Annotated in this window: 4 protein-coding genes and 1 pseudogene; 3 read left to right on the forward strand and 2 right to left on the reverse strand. The window is 74.9% G+C overall.

Annotated features, from left to right (window positions below):
- The first annotated feature begins 193 nt into the window (after nt 1-193).
- Both M8542_RS09315 and M8542_RS09320 read left to right on the forward strand, forming a co-directional pair.
- A complete protein-coding gene (locus M8542_RS09315; RefSeq protein ID WP_257919630.1) occupies nt 194-7675 on the forward strand; it encodes a non-ribosomal peptide synthetase in 7482 nt (2493 codons plus the stop codon).
- A gap of 2 nt (nt 7676-7677) precedes the next feature.
- The gene (locus tag M8542_RS09320; protein WP_257919631.1) at nt 7678-17505 is read left to right on the forward strand and encodes a non-ribosomal peptide synthetase; all 9828 of its coding nucleotides are present in this window, start codon (nt 7678-7680) and stop codon (nt 17503-17505) included.
- 177 nt (nt 17506-17682) lie between these two features.
- Here M8542_RS09320 and M8542_RS09325 read toward each other — a convergent pair.
- Nucleotides 17683-17930 (reverse strand): annotated as a pseudogene (locus M8542_RS09325) (integrase core domain-containing protein); the annotation flags it as partial.
- 239 nt (nt 17931-18169) lie between these two features.
- Here M8542_RS09325 and M8542_RS09330 point away from each other — a divergent pair.
- Nucleotides 18170-18961 (forward strand): hypothetical protein, encoded by a 792-nt coding sequence (locus tag M8542_RS09330; protein WP_257919632.1) that lies wholly within the window; start codon nt 18170-18172, stop codon nt 18959-18961.
- A 27-nt stretch (nt 18962-18988) separates the two neighbouring features.
- On the opposite strand, the gene M8542_RS09335 is transcribed toward M8542_RS09330, so the two are convergent.
- Complete coding sequence (locus M8542_RS09335; protein WP_257919633.1) at nt 18989-21685, reverse strand: AAA family ATPase; 2697 nt, start codon at nt 21683-21685, stop codon at nt 18989-18991.
- Nucleotides 21686-21731: the final 46 nt, after the last annotated feature.

A 21731-nucleotide genomic window follows, 5' to 3' on the forward strand; every position in this document is an offset into this window, starting at 1 on the left:
TCCCCCTGTGAATGCGTTTCCGAGAAACCTCAGAAGTCTTGTCTAGCACGAGCGAGGTGGCCGAGTCACGAGCTTCCGCCAATGGGCTTGACCCATTTTCCGGCGGCGGGGTAGCTTGGCGGAGAGCGCCTTGGGGTGGGGTGCCGAAAAATTGTGGAGCGCCGGTCCTGCGGTGCAGAGGGGGCGGTGCCCGGTGGGCGGGGAAACACGCAGGCCGTTGTCGTCGGCGCAGCTCGGGATCTGGTACGCGCAGCAGCTCGACCCCGCCAACCCGGTGCACGTCGTCGGCGAATACGCCGACATCCCGGGAGAGCTGGACGTCGAGGCGTTCCGGGCCGCGGTGACGCACACCGTCGGCGAGGCGGAGGCGCTGCGGACCCGGTTCGTGGACACCGCCGACGGGCCGCGGCAGCTGGTCGTCCCGGCCGAAGACGTGCCGGTACCCCTGATCGACGTCTCGGCGGAACCGGACCCCGTGGCCGCCGCGGAGGCGCGGATGCGGGAGGTGCTGGCCGGGCCGATGGACCTGGCCGCCGGGCCGCCGCTGCGCTACGCCCTGTACCGGGCCGGGCCCCGGCGGCACCTCTGGTTGCAGGCCTACCACCACATCGCGCTCGACGGGTTCGGCTACGACCTGGTCGCCAAGCGCGTCGCGGCGGTCTACACCGATCTGCTCGCCGGCCGGGCGCCGGAGCGGGTCTTCGGCCCGCTGGCCACGCTGCTCGACGCGGACGCGGAGTACCAGGCGTCGCCCGCGCACGCCGAAGACCGCGCCTACTGGCTCGGCAGGCTCGCCGGAACGCTGCCGCCAGCTCCACCGCCGGCCCCCGCTCCCGCGGGCCGGCGGCAGCTGAGGCTGACCACCTACCTGCCGTGGAGCCTGCGCGACGAGCTCGCCGGCCTGGCCGGCGAGCTCGGTCTCCGCTGGTCGAGCGTGGTCCTGGCCGCGGCGGCCGCGTACGCGTACTCGACGGACGGGGGATCGCGGGCGGCGCTCGGGCTCTCGGTCAGCGGACGCCGGACCACGGAGTCGAAGCGGGTGCCGGGCCTGACCGCCAACGTGCTGCCGCTGCTCGTCCCGGCCGAGCCGGGACTCCCGCTGGCCGAACTGGCCCGCCGGGTGTCCGACGAGACCGGGCGGCTGCTGCGGCACCAGCGCTACCGCGGGGAGACGCTGCGCCGGGAGCTGGGCTTGCCGTCCGGCGTCCCGCTGCACAGCGGGCCCCACGTCAACATCGGCCCGTTCGGCGGTGGAGTGCGCTTCGGCGGACACGAAGCGAGCATGCGCAACCTGTCGATCCGCGCGGTGGAGGACTTCCTCGTCACCGTCTACACGCGACCCGACGAGGCCGGGATGCGGATCGACTTCGAGGGCAACCCGGCGCGGCACGACGCCGCGGGGCTGGCCGGCCGCCGCGACGCGTTCCTCGCGGTCCTGCGCTCGTTCGCCGCCGACGCGCGGGCGGGTGCCGTGCTGGTCCCGCCCGGAGCGGACGCCCCGCCGGTACCCGCCCCCGGGGTCACGCCGCAGACCTTGGCCGGGCTGTTCGCCGCCGCGGCCGTCACCGCCGGTCCGCGCGTGGCCGTGGAGTGCGCCGGCCGTGGCTGGAGCTACGCCGAACTCGACCGCTGGTCGGACCGGATCGCCGCGCGGCTGGCCGCCCGCGGGGTCCGCCGGGGCGAGCTGGTCGCCCTGGCCGTCCGCCGGTCACCAGCCTGGGTCGCGGGCGTGCTCGCGGTGGCGAAGACCGGCGCGGCCTTCCTCTCGGTGGATCCGGACTACCCGCCCGCCCGCATCGACCACATGCTCGCCGACGCCGCTCCGGCCCTGGTCCTGGGGGAAGCCGACCTGGGTGACGACGGCCCGGACGGCGCACCGCGGGTGATCGTGCCGGTGTCCGCGCCCGCGTACCTCATCTACACCTCCGGCTCCACGGGAACGCCGAAGGGTGTGCTGGTGCCGCACACCGGGCTGGCTGGCCTCGCGGCCGCCCAGCGCGCCCGCTTCGCGATCACGCGGGACGCCCGGGTCCTCCTGTTCGCTTCACCGAGTTTCGACGCTGCGGTCGCCGAGCTGGTCGTGACGCTTTCCGCGGGGGCCACGCTGGTGGTGCCGCCACCGGACTGGGCCGCGTCCGGACCCGGGCTGGCCGGGATCGCCGCGGAAGCCGGTGTCACGCACCTGACCGTGCCGCCGTCCCTGCTGGCGACCGTGCCCGAAGCGGAGCGGCTGCCTTCGGTCCGCACGCTGGTGGTCGCCGGGGAAACGGCGCCGGCGTCGCTGGTGGCCCGCTGGGCTCCCGGCCGCCGGATGATCAACGCGTACGGGCCGACGGAGACGACGGTCTGCGCGACGATGAGCGAACCCCTGCACGGCGACGGGCCCGTGCCGATCGGCGCGGGGCTGCCCGGCGTCGGGATCCGCGTGCTCGACCACCGGTTGCGCCCGGTCGGTCCCGGGATCACCGGCGAGCTCTACGTCGCCGGGCCGGGGGTGGCGCTCGGTTACCTCGGGCGCGGCGCGGGAACGGCGGAGCGGTTCGTGGCCGACCCCTTCGGCGAGCCGGGCACGCGGATGTACCGCACCGGCGACCTCGTCCGGTGCGGGACCGACGGCGGGCTGGAGTTCGGCGGCCGCGTCGACGAGCAGGTCAAGGTGCGGGGCCACCGGATCGAGCTCGGCGAGGTCGAAGCGGCGCTCGCGGCGCACCCGTCGGTGCTCCGGGCCGCCGCGGCCGTCCGCGAAGACGTGCACGGCGACCGGCTGCTGGTGGCCTACGCGGTGGGGCCGGACGCCGACGGCGCGCAGCTGCGGGAGGACCTGGCGGCCCGGCTGCCCGGGTACCTCGTCCCCGCCGTGGTCCTCGTGCCGGCGGAACTTCCGCTCACCCCCAACGGCAAACTCGACCGCGCGGCACTCCCGGCTCCGGAATTCGAGGGCGGCGCGGGAACGCCCCGCACCCCACGCGAACAGGTGCTGTGCGAGCTGTTCGCCGAAGTGCTGGGCGTGCGCCGGGTCGGCGTCGACGACGGGTTCTTCGCGTTGGGCGGGCATTCCCTGCTCGCGACCCACCTGGTCAACCGGATCCGGGCGGTGCTCGGGGTGGCGGTCTCGATCCGGGAGGTGTTCCGGGCGCGGACCGTGGCGGCGCTCGCCGCGGAACTCGACACCGCGGAGGGCGCGCCGCCCGGGTTGGACCGGGCGGACCCGCGGCCGGACCGGATTCCGCTTTCGGCCGGGCAGGCGAGGTTGTGGTTCCTGCACCGCCTCGACGGTCCGACACCGGTGTACACGATCCCGCTCGCGCTGCGGCTCACCGGCGAGGTCGACGCCGGTGCGCTGCGGTCGGCGCTCGCCGACGTCGCGGACCGCCACGAAGTCCTCCGCACTGTCCTGGCCGAAGACGCCGAAGGCGCGGTCCAGGTCGTCCGGCCGGCCGGCGCGGTGCACCCGGAACTGGTGGTCGCCGACGTCGACGACCTCCCCGCGCGGCTGGCCGCGCTGTCCGGAACGGCCTTCGACCTCGCCACCGACGTCCCGCTGCGCGCGCACCTGCTGCGCCTGCGCGACGGCACCTGCGTGCTCGTGCTGCTCCTGCACCACGTTGCCGGGGACGGCTGGTCGCTTTCGCCGCTGGCCAGGGACCTGATCACCGCCTACGGCGCGCGGCTGGCCGGGCGGGCGCCGGAGTGGGCGCCGCTGCCGGTCCAGTACGCGGATTACGCGGTGTGGCAACGGGAACTGCTCGCCGGCGAGGCGATGGCCCGGCGGGCCGCGTACTGGCGGGACGCGCTCGCCGGGATCCCGGTCCGGATGCCGCTACCGACCGACCGGCCGCACCCCGCCGTGGCCGGGCGAGCGGCCGAGGTGGTGCGGTACGAGATCTCCCCGCCGGTCCACCGCGCGCTGACCGAGCTGGCGGAGAGCCGCAACGCGACCCTCTTCATGGTCCTGCAGGCGGCTTTCGCGGCGGTGCTGACGCGGTGGGGAGCCGGCACGGACATCGTCCTCGGCTCGCCGGTCGCGGCCCGCACCGACGACGCCCTCAGCGGGCTCGTCGGCTTCTTCGCCAACACGCTCGTGCTGCGGACCGACACCTCGGGCGACCCGCGGTTCACCGAGCTGGTCGACCGGGTCCGGGAGACCGACCTGGCGGCGTACGCCCACCAGGAGGTGCCGTTCGAGCACCTGGTGGAGCTGGTGAACCCGGTCCGGACCGCCGCGCACCACCCCCTGTTCCAGGTGTCCTTCGCCCTGCACAACACGCCGGCCGCCCGGTTCGACCTGCCCGGCCTGGCGGTGCGCCCGGAGCCGTTCCCGCTGCGCTGGGCCCGGTTCGACCTGGCGATCAGCATGACCGAGCGGCCCGGGGGCGGCGTCGACGTGCTGGCCGGGCACCGGATCGACCTGTTCGACGCGGCCACCGTCGCCGGGCTGGTCAGCTGCTGGCTGCGGTTCCTGGAGGCGGTGGCAGCCGATCCCGGGCAGCATGTCGACCGCGTCCCGGTGCTGACCGGCGAGGAACGGCGGCGGCTGCTGGCCCCGCCGGACCCCGTCGCGCCGGCGCCGACGCTGGCGGCGTGGTTCGAGGCCAGTGCGGCCGCCTCGGCCGCCCGGATCGCGGTGACGTGCGAAGGGGTTCAGCTCACCTACGCCGAGCTGGATGCGCGCGCGAACACGCTCGCCCGTGAGCTCGTGGCGCGCGGGGCGGGGCCGGAAAGCCGGGTCGCGGTCGCCGTGCCCCGTTCGGTGGACCTGGTGGTCGCCCTGGTGGCCGTGGTGAAGGCCGGTTCGGCGTACGTGCCCCTCGACCCGGATCACCCGGAGGCGCGCATCGCCTTCGTGCTGGCCGACGCGGAGCCGGTGGCGGTGCTCGCGCACTCGGCGACCGCCGCCCGGTTCGGGCCGTCCGCCGTGCTCGTCGACGACCCGCGGTGGCGGACCGCGACACCACCGGTGGCGAGGTCGCCGCTGCGGCCCGGCCACGCGGCGTACGTCATGTACACCTCCGGCTCGACCGGGTCGCCCAAGGCGGTCGTCGTCGAGCACGGCAACGTCACGGGCCTGTTCACCGGGACCGCGTCGAGGTTCGGGTTCGGCGAGGACGATGTCTGGTCGCTGTTCCACAGCAGTGCCTTCGACTTCTCCACCTGGGAGATCTGGGGTGCGTTGCTGCACGGCGGGCGGCTGGTGGTGGTGCCGCGGCCGGTCACGCGGGCGCCGGACGAGTTCCTCGCGCTGCTGAGCCGCGAGCGCGTCACCGTCCTGAACCAGACACCGTCGGCGTTCGCCGGGCTGGCGCACGCCCGGGGCGAGCCGGACCTGCCCGCGCTGCGGCTGGTCGTCTTCGGCGGCGAGGCCCTGCGCCCGGCGGTGCTCGCCGCGTGGGCCGAGCGGTTCGCGCCGGGACCCGAGCTGGTCAACATGTACGGCATCACGGAGACCACCGTGCACGTCACTTGGTCCACTGTGGACCCCGCGGTCCCGGACGTGCCCATCGGGTCGGCGCTTCCCGGCCTGGCCGTGCGGGTGCTGGACGACCGGCTGCGGCCGGTGGCGCCCGGGGTGCCCGGCGAGCTCTACGTCGCCGGCGCCGGCGTGACGCGGGGCTACCACCGCCGCCCGGGCCTGACCGCGGCGCGGTTCGTCCCCGACCCCCACGGCGAGCCGGGGACCCGGATGTACCGCACGGGCGACGTCGTCCGCTGGACGACCGCCGGAGTGCTGGAGTACCGCGGCCGCGCCGACGAGCAGGTGAAGGTGCGCGGGTTCCGGATCGAACCCGCCGAGGTCGCCGCGGTCCTCACGGGCCGCCCCGGCGTCCTGGACGCGGTCGTCGTCGCCGACGGCGACCGCCTCCTCGCCTACGTGGCCGGGGACGCCGACGCCGCGCAGCTGCGGCGGGACTGCGCGGACCGGCTGCCCGAGCACCAGGTGCCCGCCGAGGTGGTCGTGCTCGCCGCGCTGCCGCTGACACCGAACGGCAAGGTGGACCGCGCCGCGCTACCCGCCCCGGGCGCCGGCCGTCCCGGCTCACGGGCCGCGCGGACGCCGGCGGAGGAGATCCTCTGCCGGTTGTTCGCCGACGTGCTCGGCGTGGCCGAGGTCGGCATCGACGACAGCTTCTTCGAGCTGGGCGGGCATTCGCTGCTTGCCGCCCGGCTCGTGGCGCGCGTGCGCGGCGCGCTCGGCGCCGAACTCGCCGTGCGCTCGGTGTTCGACCGGCCCACCGTCGCGGGCGTGCTGGAGCTGCTCGAGCGGCCCCGGCCGGTGCCGCCGTTGCGCCCGCGCGAGCGGCCCGAGCCGGTGCCGCTCTCCTTCGCCCAGCGACGGCTCTGGTTCCTGCACCGCCGGGACGGGCGCTCCGCCACGTACTCGATGCCGCTCGCGCTCGACCTGCGGGGACGTCTCGACGTCGAAGCCCTGCAGGCCGCCCTGACCGACGTGACCGCGCGCCACGAGGTCCTGCGCACGGTCTACCCCCACCGCGACGGCGTCCCGCACCAGCGGATCCTGCCCGTCTCGGCGGTGCCGCTGCCGGTGCGCCAGGTCGACGCCGCCGATCTGGCCAAGCACGTCGACGAAGCGGTCCGGCTGGGGATCGACATCACCGCGGAGCCGCCGCTGCGCGCGGAGCTGCTCGAGGCCGCCGACGGCGAACACGTGCTGGTCCTGGTGCTGCACCACATCGCGGGCGACGGCTGGTCGACCCGGCCGCTGGCCCGTGACCTCGTCGAGGCCTACGCCGCACGGTCGGCCGGCACGGCCCCGGCGTGGGACGTGCTCCCGGTCCAGTACGCGGACTACGCGCTGTGGCATCGCGAGCTGCTCGGCGACGAGGCCGACCCGGAGAGCGTGCTTTCCCGGCAGACGGCCTACTGGACCACCCGCCTCGCCGGGGCGCCGCAGCGGCTGGAGCTGCCCGCGGACCGCCCGCCGCCGACGCGGCCGAGCGGGGCGGGCGACGTCGTGCGGTTCGAGCTCGACGCGGTCCTGCACCGCGCGCTGGCCGGGCTCGCCGCGGCACACGGCGCGACCCTGTTCATGGTCCTGCACGCGGGGTTCTCGGCGCTGCTGACGCGGATGGGCGCGGGCACGGACATCGTGCTCGGAGCGCCGATCGCCGGCCGGGCCGACCCGGCCCTGGACGAGCTGGTCGGCCTGTTCGTGAACACCCTGGTCCTGCGCACCGACACGAGCGGCGACCCGGCCTTCACCGAACTGCTCGCCCGCGTCCGCGAGACCGACCTGGCCGCCTACGCGCACCAGGACGTGCCGTTCGAGCATCTCGTCGAGGTCCTCAACCCGGAACGCTCGACGGCGCACCAGCCGCTGGCCCAGATCGTGCTCGCGCTGCAGAACGCGCCGCGTGGCGAGCTCGACCTGCCCGGGCTGCGGGTCGGCCGCCGCCCGGTGCGGACCGGCACGGCGCGCGTGGAGGCGTTCGTCAGCCTCACCGATCACTACGACGACGGCGAGCCCGCCGGGCTGAGCGGGCTCGTCGAGTTCGCCACCGACCTGTTCGACCCGGAAACGGTGACGGACCTGCTCCGGCGCTGGGAAATCCTGCTGACCGGGGCCGCCGCCGACCCGGCGACGCCGATCGGGCGGCTCGAGATCATGACCGACGAGGAACGGGCCGGGCTGCTGTCCGGCTGGTCTGTGGGGGACTGAAGATGACCGGGAACACCGGGGGTTTCGCCGAGCTGTTCGGCGCGGTGGCGGCCGACGGGCCGGAGCGCGTCGCACTCGCCTGCGGGGCCCGGCGCTGGACCTACGCCGAACTGGACGCGTGGACCGGCCGGTGGGCCGCGTGGCTGCGTTCGCGCGGCTTGCGCGCGGGTGACCGCGTCGCGCTGGTGCTGCCGCGCTCGCCGGAGTGGGTGGCCGCGGTGGTCGCCGCGGCCAAGGCGGGCGTGGTGTTCGTCCCGGTCGACCCGGCCTACCCGGCGGCGCGGCGGGAGCAGATGCTCGCCGACGCGGGCGCGTCCCTCGTGCTCGGCGCCGAGCCGGCCCCCGGCGTCGTGGACGTGCGGTCCGCGGAGTTCGCGGCGGAACTGGCGGCGGTGCCCCCGGCCGGGCCGTGGCCCGCCGCACCCGGGGCGCCCGCGTACCTGATCTACACCTCCGGCTCCACCGGGGTGCCGAAGGGCGTGCTGGTGTCGCAGTCGGGAGTGGCGAACCTCGTCGCCACGCACCGGAAGCACCTCGCGCCCGCACCGGACATGCGCGTCCTGCTGGTGTCGTCCCCGAGTTTCGACGCCGCGTTCTGGGATCTCTGCCTGGCCCTGCTCTCCGGCGGCGCGGCCGTCGTCCCACCACCGGGCTGGCAGCCGTCGGGCGCGGGCATGGCCGAGCTCTGCGCGGAGTCCGGCATCACGCACTTGACCGTGCCGCCGTCGCTGCTGGCGACCACACCGGAGGGCGAGACCCTGCCGACCGTCCGGACGCTGGTCGTCGCCGGGGAGGCGTGCTCGCCGGCGCTGGTCACCCGGTTCGCCGCGGGCCGCCGGATGGTGAACGCCTACGGCCCGACCGAGACGACCGTGTGCGCGACGATCAGCGCGCCGCTCACGGCGGGGCCGCCACCGATCGGCCGGCCGGTCGCCGGCGCGCGCGTCTACGTCCTGGACGCCCGGTTGCGCCTGGTCGCCCCGGGCACGCCCGGCGAGCTGTACGTCGCCGGGCCGGCCGTGGCTCTGGGCTACCACCGGCGGCCCGGGCCGACCGCGGCGCGGTTCCTGCCCGACCCCCACGGCGCCCCGGGCACGCGGATGTACCGCACCGGCGACGTCGTGCGCTGGTCGCAGGACGGCCTGCTCGAGTTCGTCGGGCGTGCCGACGACCAGGTGAAGGTGCGCGGGTTCCGGATCGAGCTCGGCGAGGTCGAGTCGGCGCTGGCCGCGCACCCCGCGGTCGGCGCGGCCGCGGCCGCCGTGCACCGCGGCGAGCGGACCGGCGAGCACCTCGTCGGGTACGTCACCGGCCGGGAAACCGTTGTCCGGGACGAGACCGTGGTCGCCGAATGGCAGTCCACCTACGACGGGCTCTACGCCGGCCTCACGTCCGAGTTCGAGGGCTGGAACTCGGCTTACGACGGCGCGCCGATCCCGGTTGCCGAGATGGCGGCGTGGCGGGCGGAACGGGTGCGCCAGGTCCTCGAAAGCGCGCCTCGGCGCGTCCTGGAAATCGGGGCGGGCAGCGGGATCGTGCTCTCCGGGGTGGCACCGTCCACAGTGGAATACTGGGGCACCGACCTCTCGCCGCACGCGGTCTCGGGTCTGGCGGAGCGGATCGCCTCGGAGCCGTGGGCGGAGCGGGTGACCCTGCGTGCCCAAGCGGCGGACGACTTCTCCGGGCTGCCGCCGGGCCGGTTCGACGTCGTGGTGCTGAACTCCGTGGTGCAGTACTTCCCGGGCACCGGCTACCTCGAACGGGTGCTGGCCGGAGCGCGGGAGCTGCTGGCTCCCGGCGGGCGGATCTTCGTCGGGGACGTCCGGAACCTGCGCACCCTGCCGGCGTTGCGCGCGGGCATCGCGGTGGCGCACGGTGCGTCGCCCGAAGCCGCCCGCGAAGCGGCGCTCGGGGCCGGCCCCGAGCCGGAGCTGGTGCTGGACCCGGGCTTCTTCGCCGGGCTGAGCGGATTTTCGGGGGTCGAGGTGCGAGTGCCCCGTGCCGGATTCCGCAACGAGCTCTCGGCCCACCGGCTCGACGTCGTGCTGCACACCGGACCGGCGCGGGACGTGTCCGCCCTGGAACGCCGCGACTGGGCGGAGTTCGGCTCGGCGAGCGAGCTGGCCGGGCTGGCCGACGTCCGGGTGCTGGGCATCCCGAACGCCCGGCTGGCCGAGGAGTCCGCGCTGCTCGCCGGGACAGCGCCGAGCACGGGCGTCGACCCGGACGAGCTGTACACCCTCGGCGGCCGCGTGACTGTGTCGGACGCCGGACCCGACCTCGTGGACGTCGTGTTCGCCGCCGGAGCGCTGCGGCTGTGCCCGGCTCCCGGACCGGCCGCCCCGGCGACGGCGCCGGCCCGGCGGCGGGTCGAGGGCGCCGAGGTCCGTGCGTTCGTGGCCGAGCGGCTGCCCGCCCACCTCGTCCCCGCCACGGTCGTCGTGCTCGACACGCTCCCGGTCACGGTCAACGGCAAGCTCGACCGCGCCGCGCTGCCCGCGCCCACGTTCGGCTCGCGCGGCGGCCGGGCGCCGCGGACCCCGCGCGAAGACCTGCTCTCCGGGTTGTTCGCCGAGGTGCTCGGCCTGCCGTCGGTGGGCGTGGACGACGGCTTCTTCGACCTCGGTGGCCACTCGCTGCTCGCGACCCGGCTGGTCAGCCGCATCCGCGCGGTGCTCGGGGCCGAGGTGCCGATCCGCGATGTCTTCGCCGCCCCGACCGTCGCCGGGTTGGCGCGCCTGATCGACGACGGCGCCCCGGTCCGGCCACCGCTGGCCCGGCGGGCGCGGCCCGCCGAGGTGCCGTTGTCGTTCGCGCAGCGGCGCCTGTGGTTCCTGCACCGCGTGGAGGGACCGAGCGCGACCTACAACATGCCGTTCGTGCTGCGGCTGAAGGGGACTCTGGACGTCGGCGCGCTGCGGGCCGCGCTCGGCGACGTCGTCGCGCGGCACGAAATCCTGCGCACCGTCGTCGCCGACCGGGACCAGGCTCCCGTCCAGATCGTAACCCCGCCCGCCGAAGTGGCCCTGCCGCGGCGGCGCGTCGCGCCGGGAAAGCTGGCCGAGCACCTGCGCGAGGCGGTCCGGTACGGCTTCGACCTCGCCGGCGAACCACCGTTCCGGGTGGAGCTGGCCGAACTGGGCCCCACCGACCACGTGCTCGTCCTGCTCCTGCACCACATCGCCGGGGACGGCTGGTCGGCCGGCCCCCTCGCGCGCGACCTCGTCGCGGCGTACGCGGCCCGCTGCGCCGGAGAAGCTCCACAGTGGAGCGAACTGCCGGTGCAGTACGCGGACTACACGCTCTGGCAACGGGAACTCCTCGGCGAAGAGTCCGATCCGGACAGTGAGCTCACGCGACAGCTGGGCTACTGGCGCACCCGGCTGGCCGGGTTGCCCGAGCGCACCGAGCTGCCGACCGACCGGCCTCGGCCGGCCGTGGCGAGCCACCGCGGCGGTGAGCTGCGGTTCGACTGGGACACCCGGCTGCACCGGCGGCTGCGCGACCTCGCGGCCGCGACCGGCACCACTCTCTTCATGGTCGTCCAGGCCGGGCTGGCGGCGGTGCTGGGCCGCCTCGGCGCCGGAACCGACGTCGCGCTCGGCACCCCGGTCGCCGGCCGCCTCGACGAGAAGCTCGACGACCTCGTCGGGTTCTTCGTCAACACGCTCGTCCTGCGCACGGACACGAGCGGGGACCCGACGTTCGCCGAACTGCTGGCGCGCGTGCGGGAGTCCGACCTGGCCGCCTACGCCCACCAGGACCTGCCGTTCGAGCACCTGGTCGATGCCCTCAACCCGCGGCGGTCGGCCGGGCACCACCCGCTCTTCCAGGTTTCGCTCGCCGTCCAGAACACCCCGGCCGGCCGGTTCGACCTGCCCGGTCTCGACGTCCGGGGCGAGGCGGCGCCCGTCGGCACGGCGCGCTTCGACCTGGCGCTCAACCTGTCCGAACGCGCGGCGGCCGGGGGCCTGACCGGGATGGCCGAGTACCGCACCGACCTGTTCGACGCCACCACGGTCGAGGCGCTCGTCGCCCGCTGGGAACGGCTTCTGCTCGCCGTCACCGAGGACCCGCAGCGGCGGATCGGCCGGGTCGACCTGCTCTCGGGGGCCGAACGCGAGGCACTGGCCGCGCACGGCACCGGTCCGGCCGCCACCGCGCCCGTCACGAGCCTCGCCGCGCTCTTCGAAGCGCAGGCGGCGCGGACCCCGGGCCGCCTGGCGGTCGTCGCGGACCGGACCGAGTTGACCTACGCCGCCTTGAACGAGCAGGCCAACCGCCTGGCACGGCTGCTCATCGCCCGCGGGATCGGGCCGGAACAGGTGGTCGCGCTGGCGCTGCCGCGCTCCGAGCTGTGGGTGGTCGCCGTGCTCGCGGTGTTCAAGGCCGGCGCGGCGTACGTGCCGGTGGACCCGGACTACCCGGCCGCCCGGATCGAGTACATGCTCGCCGACGCCCGGCCCGTGCTGCTGCTGACCACCACCGGCGCGGTGCCCGCCGACGGCGTCGACGCGCTGCTGCTGGACACCGCGTCCGTCGCGGCGGAGCTGGCGACCCACGCCGCGACGGATCCCGCGGACGCCGATCGCGTCCGGCCGCTGCGGCCGGAACACCCGGCGTACCTGATCTACACCTCGGGTTCCACCGGGCGCCCGAAAGGCGTGCTGATGCCGGCCGCCGCGCTGCTGAACCTGCTGCCGGCGCACGCCGCCGTGGTCCCCGCCGACCGTCCACTGAGGACGGCCCAGTTCGCCTCGCACAGCTTCGACGCCTCGATCCAGGAGCTGCTGTCGGCGCTGCTGTACGGCAAGACGCTCGTCGTGGTTCCCGCCGCGGCCCGCACCGACATGGCCGCGCTGGCCACCTGGTTCGCCGAAACCGGCGCGAACGAGCTCTACACCGTCAACGCGGTGCTGGAAGCACTGGTCGACGCGGCCCGCGAGCAGGGCAGCACGCTGCCCGAACTCACCGGCGTCATCCACGCGGGGGAGGCCCTGCAGGCCGGCGACGAGGTCCGCCGGTTCTGCGCGCAGGTGCCCGGGAGGCGGCTGCACAACCAGTACGGCCCGACCGAAACGCACGTCGTCACCAGCCACACGCTCCCGGGTGACCCGGAGGACTGGCGGCTGCCGGTCCCGATCGGCGGGCCCGTCGCCGGCGTGACCGTCCGGGTGCTCGATGCCGGCTTGCTGCCGGTCCCGCCCGGGCGGCCGGGCGAACTGTACGTCGGCGGCGCCTGCCTGGCCCGTGGTTACGCGCACCGCCCGGGCCTGACCGCGTCCCGGTTCGTCGCCGACCCGGCCGGCCCGCCGGGCGCGCGGCTCTACCGGACCGGTGACCGCGTCCGGTGGCAGGCCGGCGGAACGCTGGAGTTCCTCGGCCGGACCGACGACCAGGTCAAGATCCGCGGTTTCCGCGTCGAACCCGGCGAAGTGGCCGCGGTGCTGGCACAGCACCCGGACGTCGTCCAGGCCGCGGTGGCGGTCCGCGCGGACGACGGCGGGGAACCTCGGCTGGTCGGCTACGCGGCGGGCGGCGCGCGCGACGGCGCCGCGCTGCGGGCGTTCCTGGCGGAGCGGCTGCCCGCTCACCTCGTGCCCGCCGCTGTCGTGGTGCTCGACGAGCTGCCGCGCACCCCGAACGGCAAGGTCGACACCCCGGCGTTGCCCGCACCGCTGTTCGCCGAGCCCGTGCGTCGGCTTCCGCGATCGCCGCGCGAAGAGCTCCTCTGCGGTCTCTTCGCCGAGGTGCTGGGGCTGCCCGAGGTCGGTCCGGACGACGACTTCTTCGTCCTGGGCGGCCATTCGCTGCTGGTCACCCGGCTGGCCAACCGGGTGCGCTCGACACTGGGCGCCGAACTGCCGATCCGCACGGTCTTCGAGACCTCGACCGTCGCCGGGCTGGCCGCCCGCCTGGACGGCGGTGCCACCCGGGTCCCGCTCCGGCCCGCGGTGCGCCCGGACCGCCTGCCGCTGTCTCACGGCCAACGCCGGTTGTGGTTCCTGAGCCGGCTCGACGGGCCGGCCGCGACCTACAACCTGCCGCTGGTGCTGCGGGTCACCGGTGACCTCGACGTCGATGCCCTGTGCGCGGCGTGGCACGACGTGACGACCCGGCAGGAGGCGCTGCGCACGGTCTTCGACACCGACGACGCCGGCCCGTTCGCGGTGATCCGGCCGGAAGCGCCGGCGCCGGAGCGCGCCGTGGTGCCGGAGGCCGCACTGGCCGAGCGCGTTCGCGACGCGGTCCGGCACGGCTTCGACCTGGCGGCGGAAGCACCCGCGCGGCTGTCGGTCTTCGAAGTCGGCCGCCACGACCACGTGATCGTGCTGCTGGTGCACCACATCGCCGGCGACGGCTGGTCGAGTGCGCCGCTGGCCCGAGACCTGCGGACCGCCTACGAACACCGCGTGCGGGGAACGGCGCCGTCGTGGCCGGACCTGCCGGTGCAGTACGCCGACTACGCCCTCTGGCAGCAGGAAACCCTGGGCAGCGCCGAGGATCCCGGCAGCCCGCTCGCCGCGCAGCTGGGGTTCTGGCGCGCCACGCTGGCCGGCCTGCCCGACCGGCTGGAGCTGCCCGCGGACCGACCCCGGCCCGCCGTCGCGACCGGGCTCGGCGACTCGTTCACCTTCACCTTCGACGCCGGGCTGCACCGCGAAGTCCTCGCCGTGGCGCGCGCGCACGGCGCCACGGTGTTCATGGTGCTGCAGGCGGCGTTGTCGGCGCTGCTGACGCGGGTGGGCGCGGGCACCGACATCGTCCTCGGGGCACCGGTCGCCGGGCGGCACGACGACGCGCTCGACGACGTCGTCGGGTTCTTCGTCAGCATGCTCGTCCTGCGCACGGACACGAGTGGCGACCCGTCGTTCGCCGAGCTGCTGGCGCGGGTGCGGGAGACCGATCTGGCCGCCTACGCGCACCAGGACGTCCCGTTCGAGATGCTGGTGGAGCACTTGGCGCCGGCGCGTTCGGCCGCGCACCACCCCCTGTTCCAGGTCTCGCTCACGCTGCAGAGCGCTCCGGCCGGAGAGTTCACCCTGCCCGGCCTGACGGTCGTCCCGCAGGAAGCGTCGCTCGGCGCGGCCCGCTTCGACCTGTCGTTCGGGTTGCAGGAGCACCACGAGAACGGTGACCCGGCCGGGATCTCGGGACTGTGCGAGTTCAGCACCGATCTGTTCGACCCGGCCACCGCCGCCGACCTGGTGACGCGGTGGCGACGGCTGCTGGCGGCCGTGCTGGCCGACCCGGGGACCCGGATCGGCGCGGTCGAGCTCCTCGACCCGGCCGAACTGCGGCACCTCGCGGTCCCGCCGGCGCCGACCCGCCCGGGCGACCTCGCCGGTGCGTGGGCCGCGCAGGTGGCGCGGACCCCGGAAGCGATCGCCGTCGAGGACGGCGAGGAACGGCTGTCCTACCGGGAGCTGGATCGCCGGGCGGCTGTCCTGGCGGCCCGGTTGCGCGACGCCGGCGCCGGCCCGGAAACCCCGGTGGGCGTGCTGCTCGGGCGGTCCGCCGCTTTCGTCGTCGCCGTGCTGGCGATCGTGCGGGCCGGCGCCGCGTACGTCCCGATCGACAGCACCCAGCCGGCCGCGCGCACCGAGCTGATACTGCGTGACACCGCCGCGATCGCCGTCCTGGCGGGGGACGACGACGTCACGGGCTTCGGTCTCCCGGTGATCCGGGCCGTCGCCGGCGAGCCCATGGCCGGCGCGGTGGCGCGGCGGCCGGATTCGCTGGCGTACGTCATGTACACCTCCGGGTCGACCGGAACGCCGAAGGGCGTCGCGGTGACCGACCAGGCCGTGCTCGACCTGGCCGGTGACCCCGCCTGGCGGCACGGGCACGCCGAGCGCGTGCTGCAGCACGCGTCGACGGCGTTCGACGCGTCGACCTACGAGCTGTGGGTGCCGTTGCTCACCGGCGGCCGGATCGTGGTGGCGCCGCTGGGCGGGCTCGACGCCGCGGCGCTGCGCCGCGCGATCGGCGCCGCGGGGATCACCGGCCTGTTCATCACCGCCGCGCTGTTCGCCGTGATCGCGGAGGACGATCCGGCGGCCTTCCGCGGCGTGCGCGAGGTCTGGGCGGGCGGCGAGGTCGTCTCGCCGCGGGCGGTGCGCCGGGTGCTCGACGCCTGTCCCGGCACCGTCGTGGGCAACGGCTACGGACCGACCGAGACCACGACGTTCGCGACGTGCCACACCACGCGCGGCCCGGTCGGCGATGTGTTCCCGATCGGGGCACCCCTGTCCGGGATGGCCGTCCGCGTCCTCGACGACCGGCTGCGGCCGGTGGTGCCCGGCGCGCCGGGCGAGCTGTACCTCGCCGGCACCGGCTTGGCGCGCGGCTACCTCGGCCGCCCGGCGGCGACCGCCGAGCGCTTCACCGCCGACCCGGCCGGGCCGCCCGGCGCCCGGATGTACCGCACCGGTGATCGGGTGCGGCGCGGCCGCGACGGCGAGCTGGTGTACCTGGGCCGGACCGACGACCAGCTCAAGATCCGCGGGTTCCGGATCGAGCCGGGCGAGGTGGCGCACGTGCTCACCGGGCACCCCCGGGTGCGGCAAGCCGCCGTCGCGGCCCGCGGTGACGGCCCCGGGGACGTCCGGCTGGTCGCCTACGTGGTCCCCGCGGCGGCCGGGGTGGACCCGGCGGAACTGCGGGACCACCTGGCCGCGCTGCTGCCCGCGTACCTGCTGCCGTCGGCGATCGTCGTCCTCGACGCCTTGCCGCTGACCGCCAACGGCAAGCTCGACCGCGCGGCTTTGCCGGCGCCTCCGGCCACGTCCGGCCCGGCCCGGCGGCTGCCGCGGTCACCCCGGGAACAGGTGCTGTGCACGCTGTTCGCCGAGGTCCTGGACGTCGACGAGGCGGGTGTGGACGACGACTTCTTCGTCCTCGGCGGGTCGTCCGTCCTGGCCGTGCGGCTGATCGACCGCGTCCGCGCGGCGACCGGCCGGGACATGCCGATCCGGCTGCTCTTCGACGCCCCGACACCGGCGCGGCTGGCGGAGCGCCTGGACGACGACACCGCGGACGGCGAGGCCCTGCAGGTGCTGCTGCCCTTGCGGTCCGGGGGAGGGCTGGCGCCGCTGTTCTGCTTCCACGCCGGGGGCGGCCTCGGCTGGTCCTACGCGGGGCTGCTCCGGCACATCGGGGCCACTCGCCCGCTCTACGTCCTGCAGGCGCGCGGGATCGCCGAGCCGGGCCCGCTGCCGGAGTCGATCGCCGAGATGGCCGCGGACTACGCCACCCGGCTGCAGAGCGTGCAGCCGTCGGGCCCGTACCACCTGCTGGGGTGGTCGTTCGGGGGCTTGGTGGCCCACGCCGTCGCCGCGGAACTGGAGCGGCGAGGACACCGCGTCGAGCTCCTCGCGTTGCTCGACACCTCGGTGCCGGATCCGGATGACCGGCCCGAAGAGCTGCCGACCGAGCAGGACCACCTGCGAGGTCTGCTGCACGTCTTCGCACCCGAACAGGCGGACGCGGCGGGTCCGCTCGACGCCGCCCAGGTCCTCGCGACCATTCGGGGGGCAGGTACGGCGTTCGCCCGGTTCGACGCCGAGCAGTTCGAGGCGTTGCGCGAGGTGCTCCTCAACAACTACCGGATCACGATGTCCCATCGGCCACCGTCCTTCGGCGGCAACGCACTGCTGTTCACGGCCACCCGCGCCCGGGCGGTCCCCGCGCCGACCGCCGAGGACTGGCGCCCGTATGTCAAGGGCACCGTGGCGGTCCACGAGATCGGCTGTGCCCACCACGAGATGACCGCACCCGCGCCACTGACCCGGATCGGCAAGGCACTGGCGGCGTACTGGGCCGACTGAGCCGGACGGGTCCCGATGCGTTGATCGGCCACGAATCGGGGACACCGGAGGCGGCGCCAGTCCACGGCTGCCGCGGGGTTGGCTCCGCGACACAATGTGGCGACCGGGCTGGGAGCACGCCGGCCAGGCGGCATTCGACGAGGCCGCAGGAGGGCGCCGAACCGGGTTTCGGCTCGGCTAGGTGTGCTGTCCAGGGAGGCTGGTCAGCCGGGTGACCGGTGGCCTGCCGCCGGTTGAGCTGTGGGGTCGGTGGTGATTGTGGAAATGCAGCCACTCCGGTAGCGCCTCGTGCCGCGGATTTCCGAGGTGTGGGCCCGGCTTTCGGCGAGGGGTCGGTGGAAGCGTTCGATCTTCCCGTTGGTCTGCGGCCGGTAAGGCCGGGTCGGTTTCGGGCTGATCCCCAGCTCGGCGCAGGTGCCGTGCCAGGCGGGACAACGTCCCTGGCCATCACACCTGGATCGTCCGCGGACAGCCATCTCCGCGCGGTTGTCGGCGAAACGATCGGTGATTCCTGGTAGCTCCGACGCTGGTTGATCTTCGCAGACGGTGCGACCCGCCGGATCGCGTCCAGGACCCGCTGCTCCGGAGCGGGCAGGATGTGGTGCTGGGGAGTCGTGCTTGTCGGACGCGCGATCCCGTTCCCGGCCCGAGGATTGGACGCGCAATGGGACGCTCGTCGGTGTTCACCTTCCAGTACATCGCCATCGACACAGAAGCTGGTGTCACGCCGGAAGAGTTCGAGACCTTCGTGCGGGGTGAAGGCGTTCACCTGCCCTTGTACCCGGGGTGGCGGTGGACTCTGCTGCGCGGGTTGCGGGGAGAGCGGGCCGGGCAGTACCTGATGTTGTACGAGATCGAGAGCGCCGAGCAGCGCGACCGCTACGTCACGGCCCGGGGTGAGCAGACCGAGCCGGCCCGGCAGTTCTGGGCGGAGCACCCCGAGGCGGAGGCGGTGCTGGCGCGGTGGCGGCGGCTGGGCACGTTCGGTGAGCTGCCGACGTTGTTCACCGACTACCGGCTGCTGGCCGACAATCCGCGGAGCACGGTCACGCCCGGCCCCCGCTACCGCGACCGCCCGGGGGAGGAGCCCGTCGCCCGGGTTGTCGGGATCCACAACCTGGCCTTGCGCGCCGGTGTTACCGAGGAGGAGTTCGACCGGTTCATCGCCGAGAACCACCACCGGATCGACGACTACCCGGACTGGCGGTTCCACGTGCTCAAGGGCGAGCGGGGCAACCGCCTCGACCAGTACGTGATGATGATGGAGATCGCGAGCCTGGACGCGCTGGACGTCTTCTACCCCGAGCCCGACATCGCCACCGGTGAGGCTGCGGAGTTCGCGGCCGCCCACCGCGACACCAAGCAGATGTACGAGGAGTGGAAGCAGCTGGCCTCGTTCTCCGGCTCGCCGCAGATCTACACGGACTACCTCGCCGTCGCGGAGAACCCGGCGTAGTCCCGGTGTGACTCCCAGGATCGGGAGTCACACCGCTCGTTTTACGTCCCCGATATCCGGAATGCTCTTGAGCTCCTTGCGAGAGGTGATGCCGAGCTTGCGGAAGATGTTGCGCAGGTGGGCATCGACAGTGCGCGGACTGAGGAACAGGCGGGCGGCGACCTCCTTGGTGGTCGCGCCGGTGGCGACCAGGCGGGCGACGTGCATTTCGTGCATGGAGAGGTCGTCGCAGGCGCGGGACGCGCGGCTGCGTGCCACCTCACCGGTTGCGCGGAGCTCGGCCGCGGCGCGCTGGGCGAACGCCTCCATCCCGATCGCGGACAGCTGATCGTGGGCGGTGCGCAGCTGCCGGCGGGCGTCGGCGCGGCGGCCCTTGCGGCGCAGCCATTCTCCGTACAGCAGGTGTGCCCGGGCGCGGTACGGCGCCACGCGGCTGTCCGCCAGGTGCTTGATGGCTTCCCGGTAGTCGTCTTCCTCGTCGGTGACCAGGGCGCGGGCCGCGGCCGTGACGCCCCGGCCCCAGCCGGTGCCGGTCGGTTCCGTGCGCTCGACGAGGGAGCTCAGTGCCGACTCGGCGGCCGCGTGTTCGCCGCACCGGACGGCGGCCTCCACCAGCTCGGGCAGGGCGATACCGGCGAGGAACAGGTCGCCGGGCGCGGTGGCGCGGCGGGCCGCGTCCAGCGCGGTCCGGTAGTCCGCGGTGCCGTTGTGCAGCAGTGCCGCGCCCCAGTGGACGTTCGCCGTCAACAGGAGGACGTCCTGACCTGCCAGCTCGGCGAACAGGCCGAGCGCCTCCGCCGCGCGGCCGCGCATGGCGGCCAGGTGCACTCGCGCGTACATCTGCGGCGCGTCGCCGAAGGCACCCGCGATCGCCTCTTCCTCGGCGATCGCCGCCATGGCCTGCCCGAAGTCGCCGGTCAGCACCGCGGCGACGGCCGCCTGGGACAGCCCCAGCCGGAGCGTCAGTGGTGAACCCGTGTCCCGGCCGGTCCGCACCAGCCAGTCGATGACCGCCGCGTGGGCGTCCTCGTCCCACAGCTCACCGGCAAGCATGCTGGCCAGGCCGGGAGCCCGCGTCCACTCGGCCGTCGCGCCGGTGAGCACCCGCCGGACCAGGGGGATGCCGCAGCGGCGGTTCCCGCCCTCGAGCCCGACCAGCGCGTCGAGTACGTCCGGCGGTCCCGGCACAGCCGGCGCGTCGCGTGCCGCCGCCACGACCCGGTCCAGCGCTCCGCCGGCCCGGCCGGCCGCGAGCGCCATCTCCACCGCGGCCAGGAAGTACGTTCGCGACCGCTGCGGATCCAGCGTGGCGAGCCGTTGCGCCGCGCGCAGCATCAGCGTCGGTCCGCTGTCGTCCCCGGGCCGGACGACCGCGATCTTCCCCCGCAGCAGGTCGACCGTCGCGCGGTGGAACTCGTCGAGTGCGGTGGGGTCGATGGTGGTGAGCAGGGTGTGGGCCGCGTCGGCCGCGCCCGAGTCGAGCGTCGCCCGTACCGCGGCGAGCGTGCGCTCGGTGCGTTTGCCCGGCTCGAGGGACAACGCCGCCGCGCGTTCGAGAAACGCCGCCGCGGCAGCAACACCGCCACGAGCCCGTGCGCGCGACGCCGACGACTCCAGTTCGCCGGCGACCTCTTCGTCCGGCCCGGTACTGGCCTGAGCGCGGTGCCAGGCCCGCCGGTCCGGCGCGGTGACCGGATCAGTGGCCGCGGCCAGCGCCTGGTGTGCCGCGCGCCGCAGGTCCGGCTCGGCCGCCCGGTACACCGCCGAACGGGCGAGCGGGTGGCAGAACCGCACCTGGCTGGCGAACTCCGCCAGGCCGGCGGCCTCGGCCGCGGTGGTGCTCGCGCGCACGTCGACGCCCAGCCGGTCGGCGGCGTCCCACAACAGCCCCGGGTCGCCGGTCGGCTCCGCGCTCGCGATGGTCAGCAGCACCCGGGCGGCCTCGGGCAGGTCCGCCAGCCTGGACTGGTAGCTCTGCTCGATCCGGCTCGGCACCGACGCCGGACCGGGCAACGCGAAGCCGCCCGCGTTCGGCAGCTCGATCAGCGCCAGCGGGTTGCCTCGCGCCTCGCCCAGGACGCGGTCGCGGATCCGCTCGTCGGTCGGGGAGACGCTGTGCGCGGCCAGCAACGCGCGGGCGTCCGGGGCGCTCAGGCCGGCCAGCAGGACGCCGGGTAGTTCGTCCAGCCCGTGGCCGGCACTCGGTGCGCGGGCCGCGAACACCATGGCGACCGGCTCCGCGGCGATCCGCCGGGCCACGAACGTCAGCGCCTTCATGGACGCGTCGTCCAGGCAGTGGGCGTCGTCGACCACACACAGCAGCGGACGTTCCCGCGCGGCCACGGCCAGCAACGCGAGGCTCGCCAAGCCGATCCGGAACCGGTCCGGCCTGCCGTCGGCCAGGCCGAACGCCACCCGCAGGGCGTCGCGGTGGGCCGGGGAGAGCTCGTCCAGCCGGGCCAGCGCGGGGACGCAGAGCTGGTGCAGTGCGGCGAACGGCAGCTCCACCTCGAACTCCGACCCGGCCGCGCGGATCACCCGAAACCGGCCGCTCGCGGTCCGCTCGACGTGGTCCAGCAGGGCGCTCTTGCCGATCCCCGGCTCGCCACGCAGCACGAGCACCCCGCCTTCGCCCTTCTCCGCGGCGTCGAGCAGGGCGTCAAGGCGGCTGGTCTCGTCGCGTCTGCCGACCAGCGAACCGGGTGGCCGGAGTGGCGTTCGCATGAGGTGAACAGTAGGCGACTCACTTCCGGCCGTAGGCGGGATATAG

This window comes from Amycolatopsis iheyensis (assembly GCF_024703995.1).
GTDB classification, from domain to species: Bacteria; Actinomycetota; Actinomycetes; order Mycobacteriales; family Pseudonocardiaceae; genus Amycolatopsis; species Amycolatopsis iheyensis.